Source organism: Defluviicoccus vanus (assembly GCF_014672695.1).
Lineage (GTDB): Bacteria > Pseudomonadota > Alphaproteobacteria > Rhodospirillales > Defluviicoccaceae > Defluviicoccus > Defluviicoccus vanus.
In genome coordinates this window covers 2,819,555-2,841,797 of sequence record NZ_CP053923.1, presented here as the reverse complement: position 1 = coordinate 2,841,797, position 22,243 = coordinate 2,819,555, and the positions used below count along the sequence as shown (strand labels likewise).

At 64.3% G+C, this 22,243-nt stretch carries 16 protein-coding genes; 11 read left to right on the top strand and 5 right to left on the bottom strand.

Features of this window, described 5'->3' with window-relative positions; translation table 11 throughout:
* The first annotated feature begins 11 nt into the window (after positions 1-11).
* From HQ394_RS12760 to HQ394_RS12710, 11 genes are all read left to right on the top strand, one after another.
* Positions 12-449, top strand: a complete 438-nt coding sequence (locus HQ394_RS12760; protein ID WP_012114985.1) for a ribbon-helix-helix protein, CopG family — start codon at positions 12-14, stop codon at positions 447-449.
* A 169-nt stretch (positions 450-618) separates the two neighbouring features.
* Positions 619-1,653, top strand: coding sequence for a P-type conjugative transfer ATPase TrbB (trbB, locus tag HQ394_RS12755; RefSeq protein ID WP_190260574.1), 1,035 nt, complete (start codon positions 619-621; stop codon positions 1,651-1,653).
* Positions 1,650-1,982 (top strand): TrbC/VirB2 family protein, encoded by a 333-nt coding sequence (locus HQ394_RS12750; RefSeq protein WP_012114983.1) that lies wholly within the window; start codon positions 1,650-1,652, stop codon positions 1,980-1,982. The genes trbB and HQ394_RS12750 overlap by 4 nt, the downstream gene beginning before the upstream one ends.
* A 7-nt stretch (positions 1,983-1,989) precedes the next feature.
* Positions 1,990-2,253, top strand: a complete 264-nt coding sequence (locus tag HQ394_RS12745) for a VirB3 family type IV secretion system protein (RefSeq protein ID WP_190260573.1) — start codon at positions 1,990-1,992, stop codon at positions 2,251-2,253.
* 13 nt (positions 2,254-2,266) lie between these two features.
* Entirely contained in the window at positions 2,267-5,458 is a 3,192-nt protein-coding gene (gene trbE, locus HQ394_RS12740; protein WP_190260572.1) for a conjugal transfer protein TrbE, read from the top strand.
* 10 nt (positions 5,459-5,468) lie between these two features.
* Positions 5,469-5,840, top strand: coding sequence for a putative entry exclusion protein TrbK-alt (gene trbK-alt / locus HQ394_RS12735; RefSeq protein WP_012114979.1), 372 nt, complete (start codon positions 5,469-5,471; stop codon positions 5,838-5,840).
* A gap of 2 nt (positions 5,841-5,842) precedes the next feature.
* Positions 5,843-7,198: a P-type conjugative transfer protein TrbL gene (gene trbL / locus HQ394_RS12730; RefSeq protein WP_012114978.1), complete on the top strand. Its 1,356-nt coding sequence runs from the start codon at positions 5,843-5,845 to the stop codon at positions 7,196-7,198.
* Between the two features lie 2 nt (positions 7,199-7,200).
* Complete coding sequence (gene trbF / locus HQ394_RS12725) at positions 7,201-8,118, top strand: conjugal transfer protein TrbF (protein WP_456151428.1); 918 nt, start codon at positions 7,201-7,203, stop codon at positions 8,116-8,118.
* Between the two features lie 51 nt (positions 8,119-8,169).
* Positions 8,170-8,928 carry a P-type conjugative transfer protein TrbG gene (trbG, locus tag HQ394_RS12720; protein ID WP_456151427.1) on the top strand — a complete coding sequence of 253 codons (759 nt, stop codon included), beginning with the start codon at positions 8,170-8,172 and terminating at the stop codon, positions 8,926-8,928.
* 113 nt (positions 8,929-9,041) lie between these two features.
* Positions 9,042-10,184 carry a TrbI/VirB10 family protein gene (locus HQ394_RS12715; protein WP_223292101.1) on the top strand — a complete coding sequence of 381 codons (1,143 nt, stop codon included), beginning with the start codon at positions 9,042-9,044 and terminating at the stop codon, positions 10,182-10,184.
* Position 10,185: 1 nt separating this feature from the next.
* A complete protein-coding gene (locus HQ394_RS12710; protein ID WP_081437066.1) occupies positions 10,186-10,425 on the top strand; it encodes a DUF2274 domain-containing protein in 240 nt (79 codons plus the stop codon).
* Here HQ394_RS12710 and HQ394_RS12705 read toward each other — a convergent pair.
* The 5 genes from HQ394_RS12705 to HQ394_RS12685 all read right to left on the bottom strand — a co-directional run bounded on the left by HQ394_RS12705 (position 10,358) and on the right by HQ394_RS12685 (position 22,240).
* Entirely contained in the window at positions 10,358-11,317 is a 960-nt protein-coding gene (locus HQ394_RS12705) for a LysR family transcriptional regulator (protein ID WP_012114974.1), read from the bottom strand. The two genes, HQ394_RS12710 and HQ394_RS12705, sit on opposite strands and share 68 nt — an antisense overlap.
* 117 nt (positions 11,318-11,434) lie before the next feature.
* On the bottom strand, positions 11,435-14,695 hold the full coding sequence (locus tag HQ394_RS12700) for a DUF499 domain-containing protein (RefSeq protein WP_456151606.1): 3,261 nt from the start codon (positions 14,693-14,695) through the stop codon (positions 11,435-11,437).
* 48 nt (positions 14,696-14,743) lie between these two features.
* Positions 14,744-17,545 carry a DUF1156 domain-containing protein gene (locus HQ394_RS12695; protein ID WP_012114972.1) on the bottom strand — a complete coding sequence of 934 codons (2,802 nt, stop codon included), beginning with the start codon at positions 17,543-17,545 and terminating at the stop codon, positions 14,744-14,746.
* Positions 17,529-21,608, bottom strand: coding sequence for a sacsin N-terminal ATP-binding-like domain-containing protein (locus HQ394_RS21210; RefSeq protein ID WP_456151605.1), 4,080 nt, complete (start codon positions 21,606-21,608; stop codon positions 17,529-17,531). Before HQ394_RS21210 ends, HQ394_RS12695 begins: the two co-directional genes overlap by 17 nt.
* 140 nt (positions 21,609-21,748) lie before the next feature.
* Entirely contained in the window at positions 21,749-22,240 is a 492-nt protein-coding gene (locus HQ394_RS12685; RefSeq protein WP_012114970.1) for a hypothetical protein, read from the bottom strand.
* Positions 22,241-22,243: the final 3 nt, after the last annotated feature.

The window sequence follows — 22,243 nt, the reverse complement described above, 5'->3', positions numbered from 1 at the left end:
CAGGGCCAACCATGCAGACCAAAACCCGCATGAACGTCTATTTCGAGCCGGAATTGTTGAGGAAGGTCGAGGCGCTGGCGCTCCGGCGCCGCGTCTCGAAGTCCGCTGTAATCGAAGCTGCCGTCGCGTCTTTCCTCTCAGCCGACGCCTCCGAACGGCTGGAGGCCGTCTTTGCTCGTCGCATGGACAGGATCGGGCGCCAGATCGACGGCATGGACGAAGATCTCGCCATTCTCGGCGAGACGCTCTCGCTGTTCATCCGCTTCTGGATGACTCTCACCCCGCCATTGCCTGACGCCGCACATCCATCGGCGCGCGCCAAGGGCATGGAACGGTTCGAGGGTTTCCTGCAAACACTCGGCCGGAAGCTGGCGACCGGCGATCGGTTCCTCAAAGATCTGTCGCGCGACATCGACTCACGCCGCGACAAGGCCGCCGATCAGGGGTGAATGGCTGCCAGACGAGGCCGGCATAAAGACTCAACTCCGCCTTTCTCCTGTATTTGCGCGCCACGCTACTACTACGACCAACTCTTGTTGAACTGGCCTGATTTCTGGCTCTTTTAATCATCCCCGTCCGGGGAGCGTCTGAGCTTATCCCGGTTGGATCGGGGATCAGATGGCGATTTCTCAGCACAATTCAGAAGGGCTGGCGCGTGGCGCACGGATGCTGCGTGNNCGCACGGCGCTCGGTCCCGCCATCGCCCGCTTCATGGAAGACGCCTCCGTCGTCGAGGTGATGCTGAACCCCGACGGGCGTATCTGGATCGACCGGCTCGCCGAAGGGCTGGCCGACACGGGCGAGCGGCTGTCTCCCGCCAACGGCGAGCGCATCGTGCGCCTGGTCGCGCACCATGTCGGCGCCGAAGTCCACACCGGCAGCCCGCGTGTCTCGGCCGAGTTGCCCGAGACGGGGGAGCGGTTCGAGGGGTTGTTGCCCCCGGTGGTCGCGGCCCCGGCCTTCGCCATCCGCAAGCCCGCCGTCGCCGTGTTCACGCTCGACGATTATGTCCGCGCGGGGATCATGTCCGTCACGCAGGCCGAGGCGCTGCGGGCCGGCGTCGCTACCCGCGCCAACATTCTTGTCGCCGGCGGCACCTCGACCGGGAAGACGACGCTGACCAATGCGTTGTTGGCCGAGGTAGCGAAGACCTCCGATCGCGTCGTCATCATCGAAGACACGCGCGAGCTGCAATGCGCCGCGCCCAACCTCGTCGCCATGCGGACCAAGGATGGCGTCGCCTCGCTCTCCGATCTCGTCCGGTCCTCGCTGCGCCTGCGCCCCGACCGCATCCCGATCGGCGAGGTGCGTGGCGCCGAGGCGCTCGACCTCCTCAAAGCCTGGGGCACCGGCCATCCCGGCGGCGTCGGCACGATTCACGCCGGCAGCGCCATCGGCGCGCTGCGGCGGATGGAACAGCTCATCCAGGAAGCCGTCGTCACCGTCCCGCGCGCGCTGATCGCTGAAACGATCGACCTCGTAGCCGTGCTCTCCGGCCGCGGCTCGGCACGCCGCCTCTCCGAACTCGTCCGCGTCGAGGGCCTCGGCCCGGACGGCGATTACCGCGTCACGCCCGCCGACGCACCAGCCTCCGGGAGCGACGACCGCGCGGCCTCTCTCAACCCCACCAGCCTTGAAGGAGAAACCCTGTGATCCAACGCCTGCATCAAACGCGCCATCGCCTCGTCTCGGCGCTGTCCGTCGCCACGCTCTCCGTCGTGATGGCGGCGCCCGCCCATGCCTCCGGTTCATCCATGCCGTGGGAAGCACCGCTGCAATCCATCCTTCAGTCGATCGAAGGGCCGGTGGCCAAGATCGTCGCCGTCATCATCATTATCACGACCGGACTGACGTTGGCCTTCGGCGACACCTCCGGGGGGTTCCGTCGCCTGATCCAGATCGTCTTCGGCCTGTCGATCGCCTTTGCGGCGTCGAGCTTCTTTCTGTCGTTCTTCTCGTTCGGCGGCGGGGCGCTCGTCTGATGGCGGGGTGGCCGACGACGTGCCGGGCTTCACCGTGGCGGTTCACAGAGCACTGTCCGAGCCGATCCTGCTCGGCGGCGCTCCGCGCGCCATCGCCATCATGAACGGCACGCTGGCCGGTGCGCTCGGCTTGGGCCTGCGCCTCTGGCTGGTCGGCCTCATCGTCTGGGCCATCGGCCATTTCGCGGCGGTGTGGGCGGCCAAACGCGATCCGCTGTTCGTCGATGTCGGCCGCCGACACTTGCGCATCCCCGCGCACCTCTCGGTTTAAGGAGCGCGCTACGATGATGAACCTCGCCGAATATCGCAACAAGAACACCCGGCTCGCCGATTTCCTGCCCTGGGCGGCGCTCGTCGGCACCGGCGTCGTGCTCAACAAGGATGGCAGCTTTCAACGCACGGCGAGGTTCCGGGGGCCGGATCTCGATTCCGCGGTGCCGGCTGAACTGGTCGCCGTCGCCGGTCGCCTCAACAACGCTTTCCGCCGCCTCGGCTCGGGTTGGGCGATCTTTGTCGAGGCGCAGCGCCATCCCTCGAACCGCTATCCCGACAGCAGTTTTCCCGATGCCGCTTCCGCCCTGGTCGACGCCGAGCGCAAGGCTGACTTCGAGGAGGCCGGGGCGCATTTCGAGTCCAGCTACTTCCTGACCTTCACCTACCTGCCGCCGGCCGAAGACGCGGCTCGCGCCGAAAGCTGGCTCTATGAGGGCCGTGACCAGAAGGGGCTCGATCCGCACGAAGCGATGGGCGGTTTCACCGACCGCACCGACCGGCTGCTGCGCCTGGTCGAAGCCTTCATGCCGGAATGCCGCTGGCTCGATGACGGCGAGACGCTGACCTATCTGCATGGCTGCGTTTCCACGCACCGGCACCGCGTCCGGGTGCCCGAAACCCCGATTTATCTCGACGCGCTGCTGGCCGACCAGCCGCTGACCGGCGGGCTGGAGCCTCGCCTCGGACAATCGCACTTGCGCGTGCTCACCGTCACCGGTTTCCCCACTGCGACCACGCCCGGCCTGCTCGACGAGCTGAATCGGCTCGCCTTTCCCTATCGGTGGAGCACCCGCGCGATCCTGCTCGACAAAACCGACGCGACAAAGCTGCTGACCAAGATCCGGCGGCAATGGTTCGCCAAGCGCAAATCCGTCGCGGCGATCCTCAAGGAGGTGATGACCAACGAGGCGTCCGTTCTCGTGGACACCGATGCGTCGAACAAGGCCGCGGACGCCGATCTCGCGCTACAGGAACTCGGCGCCGACTATGCCGGTATCGCCTATGTCACCGCGACGGTGACGGTGTGGGACGCCGATCCGCGCACCGCTGACGAGAAGCTGCGCCTGGTCGAGAAGGTCATTCAGGGCCGCGACTTCACGGTGATGGCCGAGACCATCAACGCGGTGGACGCCTGGCTCGGCAGCCTGCCAGGGCATGTCTATGCCAATGTCCGGCAGCCGCCGGTTTCCACCCTCAATCTCGCTCACATGATTCCGCTCTCGGCGGTGTGGGCGGGGCCGGAACGGGACGAGCATTTTGCAGCACCGCCACTGCTCTTCGGCAAGACCGAAGGCTCCACCCCATTCCGGTTTTCGCTTCACGTCGGCGATGTCGGACATACGCTGATCGTCGGCCCGACCGGCGCCGGCAAGTCCGTGTTGTTGGCGCTGATGGCCTTGCAGTTCCGGCGCTACCGCCAAGCACAGGTCTTCGCCTTCGATTTCGGCGGCTCGATCCGGGCCGCGGCACTCGCCATGGGCGGCGACTGGCACGACCTCGGTGGCGATCTGTCCGATGGAGCGGAAGCCTCGGTCAGCCTCCAGCCACTGGCCGGCATCAACGATGTTCCCGAGCGCGCGTGGGCGGCCGACTGGATCGTGGCCATCCTGACACGCGAAGGCGTCGCCATCACGCCGGAGGTGAAGGAACACATCTGGACGGCGCTGACTTCGCTGGCCTCGGCGCCGGTCGAGGAACGCACCATCACCGGCCTTTGCGTCCTGCTCCAGTCCAACGATCTGAAGCAGGCGCTGCGCGCCTATTGCATCGGCGGTCCCTACGGACGGCTGCTCGACGCCGAGCGTGAGCATCTCGGCACCGCAACCGTGCAGGCGTTCGAGACCGAAGGGCTGATCGGCACCGGCGCCGCGCCCGCCGTGCTCTCCTATCTGTTCCACCGCATCGAAGACCGCCTCGACGGATCGCCGACCCTTCTCATCATCGACGAGGGCTGGCTGGCGCTCGACGACGAAGGCTTCGCCAGCCAGCTCCGCGAGTGGCTGAAGACCCTCCGCAAGAAGAACGCCAGCGTCATCTTCGCTACGCAGTCGCTGTCCGACATCGACGGCTCGGCGATCGCGCCTGCGATCATCGAGAGCTGCCAGACCCGGCTCCTGTTGCCGAACGAGCGAGCCATCGAGCCGCAGATCACCGCGATCTATCGCCGCTTCGGTCTTAACGACCGGCAGATCGAGATCATCGCGCGGGCCATGCCCAAGCGCGACTATTACTGCCAGTCCCGGCGCGGCAACCGCCTGTTCGAGTTGGGGCTGTCGGACGTCGCCCTAGCGCTCTGCGCCGCGTCTTCCAAAACCGACCAGACCGCGATCGCACGGCTGTTCGCCGAACATGGTCAGGCGGGCTTCCTCACCGCTTGGCTCCGCCACCGCGATCTCGGCTGGGCGGCCGACCTCATCCCAACACACCACAACGGAGAAACTGCCATGACCTTGCCGCGCTCCCGCGCGGCGCGGCTCGCCGCCGCGCTGCTCGTCACCCCTGTCGTTCTCGCCCCGATGTGGGCTGCGCCGGCGCAGGCGCAATGGATCGTCTATGACCCGACGAACTATGTGCAGAACGTGCTGACGGCCGCGCGCAGCCTTCAGCAGATCACCAATCAGATCACCTCGCTTCAGAACGAAGCGCAGATGCTCATCAATCAGGCCCGTAATCTCGCCAGCCTGCCTTATTCGTCGCTGCAACAGCTTCAGCAATCGGTGCAGCGCACCCAACAACTGCTCCAGCAGGCGCAGAACATCGCCTACGACGTCCAGCAGATCGATCAGGCGTTCCAGACCAAATACGCCAATGTGTCGATGTCGGCGTCGAATACGCAACTGATCGCCGACGCCAAGGCTCGCTGGCAGAATACAGTCGGCGGCTTGCAGGACGCCATGCGCGTGCAGGCCACCGTCGTCGGTAACATCGACACCAACCGCACGCAGATGTCTGCACTGGTCGGCGCCAGCCAGTCGGCAGCCGGCGCGCTTCAAGCCACCCAGGCCGGCAATCAGCTTCTCGCCCTTCAGGCGCAGCAGCTCGCCGATCTCACCGCCGTCGTCACCGCCAACGGTCGGGCGCAGGCGCTGCAATCTGCGGAACAGGCCGCAGCCGCCGAACAAGGCCGCGAGCAGCGCCGCCGCTTCCTGACGCCGGGCACCGGCTATCAGCCCGGCAACGCGCAGATGTTCCACGGCAATTGAGGGCAAGGCGATGGACGGCAAGACCCTCGCGCGCCTCGGCGCTGTCGTTTTCGTCGCGATCGCGGTGACGGCGACCGCGATCGAAATGACCCGCAAGGACGACCGGCAGAACAGCCCGACGACGCAGATGCGTTCCATCACGGAGCGAGATCCGCTCGATGCGGAACTGGCGCGGTGCAGCGGCATGGGCGAAGCCGGGCCGCGCGATCCGTCCTGTCTGCGCGCCTGGGCTGAGAGCCGTCAGCGCTTCCTTGGGAAACCCGCGCCGGCGACAGCGCCGTCCGGTCGGGCCACACTGTTCCCGAACACGCCCGCCGATACGGCTCCTGGCAGCGCCGCGCCCACCATTCAGGTGGAACCGGCTCAACCGGAGGCACGCTGATCGTGGGCGGCACCGGCGTCATCGACCATTTCCTCGAGGTCTTCACCCGCTACATCGACGGCGGCTTCGGCCTCCTGCAACCGGAAGTCGGCTTCATCGCCACAACGCTGATCGTCATCGACGTGACGCTCGCCGCCCTATTCTGGAGCTGGGGCGCGGATGAGAACATCATCGCCCGGCTGGTGAAGAAGACGCTGTTCGTCGGTGTCTTCGCCTACATCATCGGCAACTGGAACAACCTCGCCCGCATCGTCTTCGAGAGCTTCGCCGGCCTGGGCCTGAAGGCGTCCGGCACGAGCTTCACCGTCACCGACCTGCTGCGCCCCGGAAAGGTGGCGCAGACCGGCCTCGACGCCGGACGACCGCTGCTCGACTCCATCTCCAGCCTGATGGGCTACTGGTCGTTCTTCGAGAACTTCATCCAGATCGTCTGCATGTTGTTCGCCTGGGTGCTGGTGCTGCTCGCCTTCTTCGTTCTCGCCATCCAGCTCTTCATCACCCTGATCGAGTTCAAGCTGACAACGCTCGCCGGCTTCGTGCTGATCCCCTTTGGCCTGTTCGGTAAATCCGCCTTCATGGCCGAACGGGTGCTCGGCAATGTAATTTCGTCGGGCATCAAGGTGCTGGTGCTCGCCGTTATTATCGGCATCGGTTCGACCCTGTTCTCCGAGTTCACCGCGGGCTTCGGCGGCGCCACGCCGTCGATCGACGATGCGATGGCGATCGTGCTCGCCGCCCTGTCGCTGCTTGGCCTCGGTATCTTCGGTCCCGGTATCGCCAATGGCCTCGTCTCCGGCGGGCCGCAGCTCGGCGCTGGCGCGGCGATCGGCACCGGCCTGGCCGCAGGCGGCGCGGTCGCGGCCGGCGCTGCCGCAGTGGGCGCCGTCGCTTCCGGCGGCACAGCCCTGGCCGGTGGCGCGGCCGCCGCTGCTCGTGGTGGAGCCGCATTGGCTGGCGGCGCATCGACCGCCTACAGCCTTGGCGCAGCCGGGGAATCCGGCGCCGCCGCCGTCGCCTCCGGCCTCGGCAATGTCGCCAGCGCCGGCGCGCAAGCCGCCGCCTCCCCGCTCAAACGCGCGGCTGGCCGCGCCGCTGACAGCCTGAAGCAGAGCTACCGATCCGGCGCGCGCACCGCCTTCAGCGCAACCGGCGGGTCATCGACCGCCGGGACCGTCGGCGGCGAGGCCGAAGGTGCGTCCTCGACCTCATCTTCCTCCGCAGACGGGCCGCCGGCCTGGGCCAAGCGCATGAAGCGCTCGCAGCAGATGACACACGGCGTCCAGGCCGCCGCTCACGCCGTTCGCGGCGGCGATAGCCACGGCGGCGGCTCTTCCGTCAACCTTTCCGAAAGCGACTGACCATGTTCAAACGACCGGCCACCCATTACGGCAAATCACCCGAGCCTGAGACGCCCTATCAGCGCGCCGCCCAGGTCTGGGACGAGCGTATCGGCTCCGCCCGTGTGCAGGCCCGCAACTGGCGCTTCATGGCCTTCGGCTCGCTGGCGCTGTCGATGGGCCTTGCCGCCGCGCTGGTCTGGCAATCCGCCAATGGCTCGATCGTACCCTGGGTGGTGCAGGTCGACCGGCTCGGCCAGGCGCAGGCCGTGGCGCCGGCGACGGCCGACTATCAACCGAACGACCCACAGATCGCCTTCTATCTCGCGCGGTTCATCGAGCAGGTCCGCTCGATCCCGGCCGATGCGATCATCGTGCGCCAGAACTGGCTGCGCGCCTACGACTTCACTACGCAGGGCGGTGCGCTGGCGCTCAACGACTACGCCCGGTCGAACGATCCCTTCGCCAAGGTCGGCAAACAACAGGTCGCGATCGAGGTGTCGTCGGTCATCCGCGCCTCGCCATCGAGCTTCCGCATCGCCTGGATCGAGCGCCGCTATCAGGACGGCTCTCTCGCCTCGACCGAACGCTGGTCCGCCATCCTCACCGTCGCCGTGCAGACCCCGCGCGACGCCGACACGCTGAAGAAGAACCCGCTCGGGATCTACGTCAACGCAATCAACTGGTCGAAGGAGCTTGGANCAATGACGCCAGCACTCCACAAAGCCGCCCCCTGGAGTGCAGGGCGTCCGGCTTTCCGTAAATCCGGCTTGCCGCTTCTGCTGCTCTGCACGTCTGCGCTCTCCGGTTGCGCCACCAACACACCGCCCCCGGAAATCGCCTATGACAACGCCATCCCCGCCGTACAGGCGACCGAGCCGCCCAGGCNNCCGTACAGGTGGTGGAGCTGCCCAGGCCCTTGCCACTTCCCGGCCAGTTGAAACCGGTCGGTAAGGACGGCAAGCCCGTCCCCGAAGCTGCCGATCNCGACCGTGCGCGTCAACCAGGCCAACGCCGCCGCGCGTGTTCAGCCCGTCCGCGATGGCTTCATCAACTCGATGCAGGTCTATCCCTTCGTCGATGGCGCGCTTTATCAGGTCTATGCCTCACCGGGGCAGATCACCGACATCGCGCTCCAGCCCGGCGAGCAGTTCGTCGGCGTCGGCCCCGTCGCCGCCGGCGATACGGTGCGCTGGATCATCGGAGATACCGAGAGTGGCACGGGGGCGGGCAAACAAATCCACATCCTCGTCAAGCCGACGCGGCCCGATCTGCTGACCAATCTCATCATCAACACCGACCGTCGCACCTACCACATGGAACTGCGCTCGACGCCTTCGACCTATATGGCCTCGGTTTCCTGGCAATATCCGCAGGACCAGCTCATCGCGCTCCGGCGGCAGAATGCCGACGCGCAGGCCGCGCAGCCGGTTTCCAACGGCATCGACCTGTCGCGCGTCAACTTCCGCTATGAGGTGTCAGGCGACCGTGCGCCTTGGCGGCCGCTGCGCGCTTTCGACGATGGCAAGCAGGTCTTTATCGAGTTCCCGCGCGGCATCGGCCAGGGCGAGATGCCACCACTGTTCGTGGTCGGGCCGGAGGGCAACACGTCCGAGCTGGTGAACTACCGCGTGCGCGGCAACTACATGATCGTGGACCGACTGTTCGCCGCCGCCGAGCTGCGCTTCGGCGCAGGTAAGAACCAGAAGCGCGTGCGTATCTCCCGCACCGATGGGAGGCCGGCATCGTGAACGACGAACGCGGTCCCGAAAAGGACGAAGGACAGGCGCTCGATAGGGCGCCGAGGCCGGAGGCGGCAGACGAAAATGACAGTCAGCCGCTCAAGGGCGACCCGGCCGCGCCGATGCGGCTGCGGCCCGAACCGCCGCGCGTCACCCGCCTGTCGCGCAAGGTGCTGGCCGGTCTCGGCCTGGTCGCCAGCCTCGGCGTCGGCGGAGCGCTGGTCTATGCGCTCCAGACACGCAACGGCGGCAATCAGGGGCAGGAACTCTATTCCACCGACAACCGCACCACGCCGGACGGCCTGAACGGTCTGCCGAGGGACTATACCGCGGTTCCGAGACTCGGCCCGCCGCTCCCCGGCGATCTCGGCCGACCGATCCTCAACGCGCAGAACGGCGGCCAACTGGTTCCGACACCCGGCATAGCAAACCCGGCGCCCGCCGGCCCCAGCCCGGAGGAACAGCGCCGGGCACAGGAACTGGAGGCGGCGCGCACTGCACGTCTGTTTTCAACCACGGAGACAAGACCCGCCAGCACGCCGACGGCGGCGCCGGCAGCCACACCCGCCACAGACCTCACCAGCCTCGGCCTCGCACCACAGCCGGCGACGCCTTCGGCACAGGACCGCCAGCTCGCGTTCCTCAACCAGACGCCCGACAAGCGTACCGTCTCGCCCGATCGGATCGCGGCCCCCGCATCGGCCAATGTCCTTCAGGCCGGCGCGGTGATCTCGGCGGCGCTCATCACCGGCATCCGCGCTCNNGACCTTCCCGGCCAGATCACCGCGCAGGTGACGGAAAACATTTACGACAGCCCGACCGGGCGCATCCTGCTGATCCCACAGGGCACGCGCGTCATCGGGCAATATGACAGCGGCGTCGGCTTCGGCCAGCGCCGCATCCTGCTGGTCTGGAACCGGCTGATCTTCCCGAACGGCCGCAGCATCGTTCTCGAGCGCCAGCCAGGCGCAGACGCCGAAGGCTATGCCGGGCTTGAGGATGGCGTCGATTACCATTGGAGTGAACTGTTCAAGGCCGCAGCGCTGTCGACCTTGCTCAGCGTCGGCGCCGAGGCGGGCTCATCCGGGCAGGAAAGCGACATCGTGCGCGCTCTGCGCAACGGCGCCTCTGACAGCATCAGCCAGACCGGCCAACAGATCGTCCAGCGCCAGCTCAACATCGCGCCGACACTCACTATCCGGCCCGGCTTTCCTGTCCGCGTCATCGTTACGCGCGACCTGGTGCTCGAACCCTACAGAGGCTGATATGGCGAAGCTGAAACTTGGTCCGATCACTGACGACAAGCCGGTCAAGATCACGCTTGAGCTGCCCGCCAGGCTCCATCGGGATCTCACCGCCTACGCGGAAATCCTCGGCCGCGAGGCCGGACAGCCAGCTGCCGATCCGGTGCGCCTGATCGTTCCCATGCTGGAGCGCTTCATGGCGACAGATCGAGGCTTTGCGAAGGCGAGGCAGTCGTCTCCGACGCCCCATTCAACCGCGTGATTGCCGCGCTTGCTGATCGTGACAATGTTCGGGCAAGGCTGAGAAACCTCCGGCATGCCGGGTTATCGTTCTTGCGCGACCATATCGCACTGAAGGGCAAGACCTCATCCACGATCTGCCGATAGACGATGCCGGGAAACTGCGCCCCTGTCGCCGCCTCGCTGACCACAGTGAGCCCGCGCCCGACGGCGACCATCGATAAAAGGACATCACGCCCGACATATTGAGGGTGGATGTTCGGATGGCGGCCGAGGTCTGCAAGACGCTGGACCAGATAGTCGCGGATTTCCGGCCCCGGCGCCCCATCGCTGACGATGAAGGTCTCTTCGGCAAGATCGCGCCAGCGCACCTTCTGCTTCTTCGCAAGGCCGTGCTCGGTTGGCAGGACGGCGAATACCCCTTCCGTCCAAAGTTGTTCGGTTTCGCAGCCGGGCCAATCGCCTGTGCCGGTTATGAGCGCCACGTCGAGTTGAAGCTGGCGGATTGCGGCAACATGAACCGCCGGATTGCCCTCGATCAGCTCGACTGACACCCGTGGATGCTTCTCGTCGAACGTCTTCAGCAGATCGAACATGAAACCGGATGCCAGCGATGAGAAGATGCCGATCTTGACCATGCCATCCTCGGATCGGCCGATCGCAGCGACATCATTAATGCCATCCTCGATCTGCTGGAGAGCGATGCGGACACGGCGAAGGAAGCGCTGCCCCGCCACTGTAAGAGCCACGCCGCCGGAATGGCGGTGAAACAGGGAGGCTCCAAGCCGATCTTCGAGATCTCGGATGCGCCGGCTCACCGCAGACTCCTGAATATTCAAGAGCCTCGCCGCTTTGCGAAAGCTACCCTGCTCTACGGCTGCGACAAAATAATGGATATGGCGCAACTCGATCATACTGGAGCCACCTTTCTCCAAGTTTGCCGAATAGCACCTTACCTCACCATGGTTCCCCGTATCTGAATAAGTATAGTTTCAATCTGCACGGTCATTTACGGCAAAAAATTCAACACCTCATTCCACAGATTTTTCTATAAATCCGAGTGTATTGGCGTTCTCCACCAACGTCCGTACCTTGGCGCGCTCCAAACCGCCGGGCACGTCCGCCTCGATCTCGAGTCTGAGCCTCACTTGACTGCCGGGCAGCGTCGTAAGCTGTTCAACGATCGCTTCCACAATCTGATGGATGTCGCGGGCTGGCCGCTCCGGCGAGATCATCACGGCCCCAGTGAAGCGTGTCGGCTTCTTTTCCCCTGGAGATGTGGTCGCACCGCTTTCTGAAGGCTGTCCATCCGAGGGTGGCGCGCCATCGCCAGAACCAGCAGGCGTGTCACCCTGGCCAGGTTGCACCGGCGCTGGACGATGCGCCTCGGCCACATCCGGTTTCACAATGACACTGTCGCTGTCGATCACGACCACGGCGTTTGCCGCACGTTCGATCGCCAGCCCCAGATAGCTGTCCGACTTTTCGTCCCACCGTTCGGCATAGGCGAAGGGACCGGGGAGCATCCCGCTCACGGCGGCCTGTACCGCCTTCACCAGCACGTCCTGGCCCTTGAGGCGCGGCAGATAGATGTAGCGATTCAGGTATTCCCGCAGATCTTTCAGCGACAGGTGCGGCTTGTCGTTCCAGATGTATTTTTGAAGGTCACGATCAAGACGTGATGGCCCCAACTCGACTAGCAAGCCCTCTTCCGCCACCAGCTTCTTGCTGGCGCGAGCCAACAGCCCGTCCTGCGCCGGAATCTTGCCGGACACCCACTCCCAATCCGCCTGCGCGCTCTCCTGGGCCGGATAGTGCAGATAGCACCATGCCTCTTTGAGGCGCGTCTTCATCGTCTCGTTGGCTTCGGCCAACTTCGTCTTGGCTAGCGCGCTGTCGCTCTGGGTGAGGTTCAGCCGCTCGGTGTCGCGGACGATCTCCCCNCACGCGAGGGAAGCACGCACGGCGTCTTTCAGATGATCGAGCTGACGGCTTTCCGCGGCGATGAATACCAACATGTTGCGATAGACGCGCGGTGTGCTCCCGCGCTGCGTGAGGATGTCTTTCGCTTCGACCAGCGCTTCCGAGCCGTCGCGGCCATTGTGCGGATATTTGACGCCCAGCACGACGGCCCGAACACCACCCGCTTCATCGGGCACTTCGGCCGACGAGGCCGGCGCGACCTGCACGGCGTCGAAATGCCCGCGATCAGCGAGACCGTTCACATATTTTCCGAGTTCCGCGTCAATCGTCACGTCGACCAGCGCCGCCTCGATCTGCGCCGCCTTGTCCGCCGCGATGCGGTTGAGGCTCGCAGACATCGAATACCAGTAGCGCCCAAGATCGGCGTGCATGAACTTGGCTTGGTTGGTCAGTCGCCGCAGGGCATCACCGAAGATCGCCGGACGCTCGCCGGGCTGCACGACACCAAGATTGATCTGCTTGTCGTCGAGGCCGGTATTCTGCTGCTGGGCGGTGGGCGCGGTTCCCATGAAAATCGCGCGGGCGACGCGCCGGGTAGCCGAATAGCGATTCAGGTTGGGCGCGGATTGATCGACTTTATAGGGTGTCGACGTCGTGCCATCGACATCGCCGGCGATGATCGCTTGCCAGCTCACGTCCAGATAGTGGAGCAATTCCGGCTCCACGCGCGGCGAACTCACGGCCACGCTGCCGGGCATAATCATGACCGATGGATCGGCGTTCATCCAAAGCTCGTGAATGGCCTGCGCCATCAGGCGCAGCACGCCGCGCGTGCGTTGGAATTTTTCGAGCGATCCCCAGCTCGTGTAGAGCTGGTCGAACAACTCGGGATGGATCGGATAAGCCTTCTCCAGCTTGCGCCGATAGTCTTCGTCCGCGCAGCCCTGCGGGAAATCGTTGGCGTTCTCCCGATAAAGCTTGGCGAACTGTTTCAGCGTGTTATCACGATGATGGAACTTGTCGCCGGGGATGTCTTTGAACAGCCGCCGCCGGACGATCTCATAGCTCTCTTCCTGGCTCGCCGGCCGCCACGAGGACTCCACGCGGCTGAAAGTCTGCTTGAGGCGCGCAAGCGCTTCCTGACCACCTTCACCGCCGACCTCGATTTGCGAGGCCGGCAAGGAGGCGACCAGCAGCGTGCCGGGGCTAGCCTTGACCGCCTCGGTCAGCGACTGGACGAAGGACAGGTTCGCATCGAACGAGCCGGACGGCAGCCCCTCGACTTTGTAGATCTGCCGCAGATAGGCGACCCATTCGTCGATAAGGATCAGACACGGCGCATACTTCTTGAAAAGCGCCTCAAGCAGGTTCGAGCCTGGCGCGATACCGCTGGCGTCATTCTCCGCCACCATCGCGTAGGCATCGGCGCCGCCGAGCTGCCAGGCGAGTTCACCCCAGGTTGTTCGGATTTTCCGGTCGCCCTCGGCATGGAGCACGTCCTGCGGCCCTCGCGATGTGCCGACGAGCACGGCGCGGTTGATGGCCTTCGGCACGCTGAGGCCCTGCTTTTCGAGCAACTGGTCCAGGCCGGAGAGGTCCTGCACCGGCGTCGGCCCCGCCATATGATAGAGCGCCAACATCGAGTGCGTCTTGCCACCCCCGAAGTTGGTTTGCAGTTCGACGACCGGATCGCCGCCCGTGCCGGACAGCCGCTTCGCGGCTCCGATCAGCAGCGCGCTCAAACCTTCCGTCAGATAGGTGCGGCTGAAGAACTGACGCGGGTCGCGGTATTCCGGCGGCGCGCTGCCGGAATGCACCTTGGCGAGGTCGGCTGCGAACTCGGCCTGCTGGAATTCGCCGGTGGCAACATCCTGATGCGGCTCGACCACCTCGCGCCACGGCAACAGGCCGGCCACGGTCTCGACCGAGATTTCGAGACGCTGGGTTTTCCGCCGCTCCTCGTTCCGCTGAAGCTCGGTGAACTTCGTGCGCAGGATGGTGTCGCGCATCTTGCCGAGCTGCTCCGCCGTCTCGCCGGCGCTGATCGCCTCCATTAGGCGCCGCATGGTGTCGAGAGCGCGCTCGGCATCGTCGTAGGTGAAGGTCTCGTTGTGCGAGAGCTTGTTGCGGACATCGCCCAGTTCATTGACCAGCGAGCGTTCGGCACGGCCGAGCACTGCCTTGAAGGCTTCGCTCCAGAAGCGATCCATGGCGTTGAACAGCGCGGCCTGGTCCCAACCGACCTCGCCGCTGCTGTTGGGGCGCAGGTTTGGCAGCTTTTCCAGCACCTGGACTTGCCAGTGCCCCTTGAGCGAGGTTTCGAGACGCTTCTCGACGAAGGGGATCAGCGCCGCAGGCAGCGTNTCCATTCCCTCAAACACATATTGGCGCGTGCTTTTTGCCACGTTCCGTTCCCCTTAAATATCCAGCCGGATCTGACGATCGCCGCTTGTGTCGTGGATGGCCGCCGCAGCCTTCGTCAGCTCGGTCCAATCGGCGATCAGGGCGTTATAGGCCGTGGCCTCTTTCGCATCCTTCCGCTTGTTGGCGCTGATGTCGTAGAGGCAGTAGGCGAGATCTTTTACCGCCTCGGCCTGGGTGATGATCTTCTTCAAAAGCACGGCGGTGTCGTGGGAGATACCGTCCTTCTCGTGCAGACGGACCAGATGCTGGAGGCACTCCCACACCGTCAAGTGTCGGTCCTCTTCCGGGTCCCAATCCTCGTCGAGTTCGTCACGCGCGAGGATGCGGACCTTGCCAGCGGCGCTGTCGACGATCCCGGCATGCTTGACGCTTTCGACCGCGATACCGCGCGCACGGGCAAGGTTGTCGGCGACACCATAGTCCCCCTTGCCGTTTCCGTGCTGCTCGAACCAGGTGATGGCGAACCGGGTGTCCGCGTCGAACTCACCCTGGATACCGCCCAGATATTCGTCGAGTTCCTTGTTGATGAGTTGGAGCGCGGCTTTCACGCTCATCGGATTGTCGTCCGACTCCAGCACGGCCTTGTAACGCGAAAATACGCCCATGCCCGGACCGATGGCTGATTGTGGCATATCCGCTGGTGCGATGGTGGCCGCCTGAAGCTCTGAGATCGCCGGCGGCAATTCACGTTTCAGAGCACGGATGAATTCGGCACGGGTGACGACCTCGGCCGTACTCTCCTTTTTCCGGCACACCAAGACGACCGAATTCGCGAGAGCATTGGTGCCAGTAGCAATTGTCCGAGCTGAGCGCTCCGTGCGAACGGGCCAAGTTCCAACAATAGCGTAACCCGCTTCAATCACAGCCTGTAGGAAGGTTGCCCACCCAGTCGAACTCAGTCCGTCTTGCTCGACCTCGCTTTGCTTAAAGGCATAGTAGATTGTCGCAGGGAACAATGAAGACGATTGACGGGCAAGGCTGGATATAGCCGCCGTCATACCCGTCAGGAAATGCTCCTCAGCATTCGCTTTCCCGCCGTGTCGATAAGGCGTCGCGACCAGTTCCTCTTCTTTAGGAACTGAAATGGTGCTCCCGAGATCAGGATAAACATCCTTAATGTTACGCCTAAGCCAAACATAGAAGTAATCCGACAGATCCGCGTAGCCGATATTGTCGTAGTATGGCGGGTCAGTCGAGACGACCGCTCCACTCGGCAAACGTACATTCTGCGCGTCGTGCTGAATCTCAGTGCCAGCCGCGTTTGGAACTAGCCCAGAGAGAGCCTTCCAGACCCAATCGACGGCACCGAGATAGTTTCCGGTACTATCGCTGAAGACATTGCATTCAGCGAAATCCCAAGTCATCGGGATAGCCTGCCGAGCAAACGTGAAACGGATGAACTCTGATGACGACCATGTGGCGATCGAACTGCCAGCATCCGCAAGCCGGTCAATCGCAAAGGACAAATACACGCTGACAGCTTCGGCGTAGGCTTTGGCGCCTATGCCACCATCGCGCAGCGGGGTCGGATCAGAAGATAGCCCGGCGACCAATGCGTCGGCTTCGATCTGCGTTCGCGCCGCTTGGACCAGATCGCTGAAGGTATTCAGCGCTACCAATTGCCGGTCGGTGAACAAATCACCGAAGGTCGTCAAACCGTAGTCCACAGTCCAGAAATTCCGTGGGTCGTTCGGCAGGCTGGTTTCCGGTTTCCAGTCGGGTTTTGCCGAAAAGGCCAGATTCTCGTGCGCTTCGGCAGGTGTGACATACGCCCGGCCACGATTGCCTTCCGCAACGATCGCGATCAGCGTCTGACCCATGTTGCCAGCGCGACCATTACTTTTCACATAGTCAGGAGTGATCGCCGTATCCGACATAAGGCAGCGGAAATTCGCACCGCGACCTGCTTTGGTTCCTTCCTTTGCAGCAGCGAGTTCGGCTTTTGTACCGCCATGCCTGATGCGATAGGAGATGGTCTTCGCCTGTTTGTCGACAATCGGCTCTACCCACGTTTCCTTCCCAGCCTTAGCGCTGAGTAGGAAGCTCGACGCGATCGGGACCTCCACGTTGGAGAAGGCAGGATCAGGGCTGGGCACCGTTCGTGCCCAAATCCAAGCGATCACCGTCCCTTTGCCGCCGCCGTGCTCTTTCGGCAGGTCCACCTGCGGGTAGAAATGCCCGATGCGCTCCCACGCCTTTTCACGCACCCATTCGCCATAGCACTTGACGTCCTCTGCGAGCCCCTCGGCATTGCGATAGAACTGCCGGTCCTTCGCGCCGGGATGGATCGGCTCCTTGTCCTTGAACTTCGGCGGAATCTCGATCATCGCCTTGCCGATCATCACCGCGACCGGGTTCAGGTCTGACCCATAGGCGGGCAGGCCGAGACGTTGCGCCTCTAGCGGGATCGACCCGCCGCCCGAGAACGGATCATAGACCGGCGGTAGCTCGCCGCCGCAGCTCTTGCGGATTTCGGCGCGGGCGCGCTCCAGCACCTCCTCGTTGGTCGAGTTCTCCCACTTCACCAGTTCTTCAATGATGCCGAACAGGCGCTTGCGCTCAGCCTCTTGAGCTTCGTGCGTGGGGAATTTGTCGAGGTCGCTCGACGGATCATCGACAAGCTGGGCGAACAGAACCGCGCGGCAGGCCGCCAGCGGCCGCCGTGCCCACCACAGATGAAGCGTGGACGGATGCCCATGCCGGATCGACTTCTCGCGTGCGGAGGCGGCGTTGATCGCTTCGAGCGGGATCGCAACCTCGATCAGTTTCTTCTTGGGGTTAGTCGTCGAGGTCATAAACAAGCCTGTACGTTGCGGGATGGATGGTCAGTTCGCCGCCGTCGCGTAGAGCGCGCAGGCGGGCGCCCGTCATTTCGACGGGACCACCTTCCGGGTTGATGAGAATGAACGAATAGAGATCCGGCTTCTGGTCCAGCAGGCCCCAGACGTCAGCTTCGAGCTGGAGCGGTTCGTGCTCCAGGCAATGGTCTTTGGGATAGTAGTGCCGCAGAATCTCGCCGCTGGCCGAGCGGCGCTCCCATGGAAAGCGCGCGCCGTTGCCACGACCGATCCAGCTTCCGTCCACATGGAAAAAGCGATCTTCGCCATCGGCCTTATAGCCTTGGGCGAATGCAAACCGCGCCATCACGCTCGGACGGGGCGGTTTCGGCGCGGCCCGGGGCCTGGTCGCCACCTCCGTTTCGATCAGCTCTCGATCTGGCTCCCCGGCCGAGGGCGCGGCTGTAGGCTGCGTTTCGGGCTCATCCTCGTCGGGGTGGAGATCTTTCGCAGCGACCGGCTCACCATCGCTGTGCGCGTCTTCGGCAACCACGTCGACACCATCATCATCGTCGGCTTCGACGACGTGCTGGGCCATCGGTGCGACGACGATCTGCTCAGGACCGAGGGTGAAATTCTCTTCGAGATACTCCTTGATGTCCTCGGACGAGCGCTCGAACGCATAGGCCAGCGCCGCGCGAATGTCCGCGCTCAGATTCCTGCCGATCTCTTCCGGGACCCGCTTCGCGAGCTTGGCCTTGGATAGCGGGCTAACGAACAGCTTGCCGTCGAGCCACAGGATGTCGGTGAGCCGCGCCGTTCCGGCGGGCACGCCGTCGAGATAGGGAATGACCTCCAGCTTGGGGGTCTGGACCCAGCTCGTCGCCGCGATCGCTTCTGCCAGCGCCCGCACGCGCTCGGTCTCGGTGGAATCGGCAAGCTCGATCCGCCCGAGTTGGGTTCCGAACGCCGTCAGCCAGGCGCGGCGATCTTCGATGCCGGCCAGCAGCGACGGCTGGTTGAAATGCTCCTCCACGAGGTCCGACAAAGCCGGCAATGCCGAGAATGGCGGCGCCTGCACCGTCTCCCCCGACAACCGCTGAAAATCGGCGGTCTTGCGCTTGACCCATTCGTGCAGATGGCTCCACCGGAACAGGGTCTGCATGCTGAGGCCATAGGCAAGCGTTTCGACCGGCGCCCACTCCCCCACGAGGTTCAGCCAGTGCCCGCGCTCCTCCCAGATGCGGATCGGGTATCGGACCAGCAAGGTGCGAACACGCCGGGCGTCGTCGGCCGAGAGCGCTTTCCCCGAGGCCAGCGTCCCAAGCCATTGCAGCGCCAGGTCCGCGGACGGGCGATCGGCGACACCGATACGATGCCATAGGCTGAGGTCGAGCACGGAGGCGCGGACGACCGCCGCGCCGGGAACATCCTCCTCGTCCCCGGCCAGGAAAACGCCGGCCGACGTCACCCAAGTCCCGTCCTGGGCGAGGACCAGCTTCTCGGTTTTGAAGGCGTTCTTGATGTTTTGCGCGTCAGCGGTCGAGCACCCGTCGAGCATCTGATCCAGGCGACGATACCATTTCTCCACCTCATGCGCCGGAGCCTTGTCGGATTTCGCCAAGGCGCGCAGCCGGTCGAGCAGGCGTCCGGGACCGCTCGGCGTGCTGCGGACACCGAGAAGATCGAGCAGCGGGCGCGTCGTTTCCCGATCGAGCAAGCCATGCACGAAGGGCTCGACGTCGATCAGCGCCTCCGTCTCCGGTGTCCTGCGCACCACGTCGGCCGGGAGCTGGATGATGTTGCGGGTGTCGGGAAGGCAGGGCTTGGCCCGCAACTTCAGCAACCAGTCCGCCAGCAACGGTTCCGAGCTGACTGCTCGCGTCGATCCGGTTGTCGCCACCTGCAACAGGCGAGCGCTCGACGCCCGCGACCAATAGATGTCACGCTGTTCCAGAATCTTTCCAACCACCTTGGCCCAGATGCCGGGATCGGCCTTCGACAACGCCTCCCAATGCCGCCAGTAATCGGCCGAGAAGTCCCAGTCATCGAGAACGAAGCTCTCCGTGACATAGGCGTAGTAAAGCCCCTGACGCTGGCCGCGCGCCTGCGCCTCCGTCACCGCGCGCTGACGTCCGTAAAGGCTGGTCCGCTTCTGCGCGAGCGGCGCCATCGTCTGAAGCCCCGAACGGCCCGACGATACCCAGCGCAGCCAATCCTCCCGCGTGCAGGATTTGAAGCTCGCTACATAATCACCGTGCAGGAGCTGCGTCTTTCGGACGGACTCCGGCAGCAACTCCTCGAGCGCGCCATTCTCGTCGAACAACACCCCCTTGCCGATCGGCCGAAGTTTCAAGTCGGCGCAGGCATATCGGAAGGCGTCGCCAATGGTGACGCCCAGCTTGGCCGCGATCTGGGCGAGCTGGACACACTCGGCGAGCTTCGGTTGGCCAGCCGCGAAATAGTCGGCGGCGACCCGCTCGATCACCGCGTTGACGTCGCTCGTCCCGTCGAGGCCGATCTCCTCCAGCACCGCGAAGGCCGCCTCAACCGGGTCTTTGCGGTTCTCTCCCTCCGCCTTGTCACGGCGCTGCTCGGCGAGGAACCGGGTCCAGTTCTGGTTGAGGACGATCAAATGGCTGGCGAGAAACTCCCAATCCTCTNNTTCCGACTGAAGCAGCTTCTTCTCGCCGAGCCGAACGATCTCCGACGCCGCGTAGAGCACCTCCTTGCCCTGCACAGGCACGATCCGCAGGCCGTCGGTGTCGTGGCACTGCCAACCCGTCACCTCGGGCGCGATATAGGCCCACAGATTCAACAGGTGCCGCCAGGTCGCAGGCCGCGGCAGATGATGGCTGCGCAGGCGCTCGAGCAGATCGGACTTCGAGAACTCCTCGACCAGACCCCAGTGAACGAGCTTGGTCCGGTTCTTGGCCGATACATGCTGGCACAGCGCCGGCCGGGATTTGACGTCGAGCAGCGCCATGGCCTGGTCCGCCGGCCAGATGTCGAAGACAGGCCGCGGCACGGTGATCGCGGCCTTGGCGTCGACCAGTCGTCCCTCTTCAGTCAGAAGCATCGGTCGGCCTTCGATGGCCGCGTCAAACGCCAGCTCGACAATCGCGCCGCACGCCCCTTCGAGCGTGGCCGCCTCACGGTCGACGTCAGGCAGCAAGCCATAGGCGTCTGCCCGATCCCGCGCGCTGGTCTTGGTCTGCTCCAGCCACTCCATCATGGCGCTGGCGGCCAATTCTCCAGCGCGGTTCAGGAGCCAGCGGTTGGTCGGCGAGGTTTCCGGGTCCTTGATCTTGAGACGAGCGGGGTCCTGGATGAAGGGCGCGTTGCAGGCGAAAGGTAGCGTCGTTTCCACGCCGGTCGGCAGCACGACATAGAGCCGGCCCTTCGCGCCCAGCACGATTTCCACGCGGCAGGGCGGAAAATCGCCGCCATCCTCGGCCCCCAGCATCCGCTCCTTGCGGATCTCATCGAGCGCTTCGGCCGGGAAGGCTTCCTCCCCTGACCGCACGAGGAGAAAGGGATCGTCCGCTTTCTCATCCAAAGCCATCCATTCGCTCTCGGCGACGGGGCCAGGCCCGAGACTCTGCCAATGCACCTCGCTGTCGCCGATCCGCAGGCGGCGAATCTTCTTGAAAAACAGCAGCGACACCGGACTCTTCAGCCACTCGTCGAGATTCTTCTCCACCTCGCGGCACAGCAGCGGGTTGGCGATCGCCACTTCAACGCGCGTAGTTCCCGATGTCAGGCGACGGCTATCGACCCAATGCGGCTGGGTGAACCGCGTGCGCTCGAAGGCGACTGCTAGGGTCGGCGTGAAAAGCTCGACCCGATCGCCCAAGCTGAACGTGCTTTTGAACCCGATCCCACGGAAACCGATCGTGTGCAGCGCGCGCTTGTTGGAATAACCGAACCGGCAGATCGAGGCGAAGTGAGCCTCGATGAAGTCCTCGCCATTGTGCTCGAACACAAAGCGATCGTTCTCGATCGACACCCGCGCTTCGCTGGCCCCGGCGTCGTCAGCGTTCTGGAGTAGCTCGGACAGAATATGGCGCGGGCTCTGCACCTGCTTGAAGAGCTGGTGCCAAGGTCCGGCAAGTTCCGGGTCGGCATCGAGCTGATCCCAGCGCTTGGTGGCGCGCTCCTGAATCGACCGAAAATAGCCAGGAGGGTCGGCGAGGATGGTTTCGATCTGGCGGCCCGCGCTCACAACGGAACCTCCAGCGTCGATGGCGTGGCGACCAGCTCAGGTCCGCGCGGCGGGGCCGTCTTGCGCCAGCCGCCCTTGACGGACTGGATGGCGGAGATCGGCATCCGCTGCCCGGCTGGCAACTCTTGCAGATCGCAAACGTGCCAGAACACCGCCCAGTGGCCCTGATTATCGGCCGTATATTGGCCGGTCGTCGGCGGGCGATGCGACATTGCCTTTGAGTGTTTGCCGTTTCCGCTTTCCTCGCAGCCGACATACCAACCGAGCCAGGACACGACAAAACTAAGCTTGGCGGCCACATCCTCGTGCGACGGATAGATCAAGACTGGCACGCGCGCACCGCCGCGCAGTTCATCCACCTTGCGAAACAGCTCCCACTTCCGCGATCCAAAAGCGACAAAACCCGTGGCGCTGGCGATCGTGCGCCCCGATTGCAGGTGCTCCAACGGCACGGGGGCCAGGATGGAAAAATCCGAAATGCCGGTCATGTC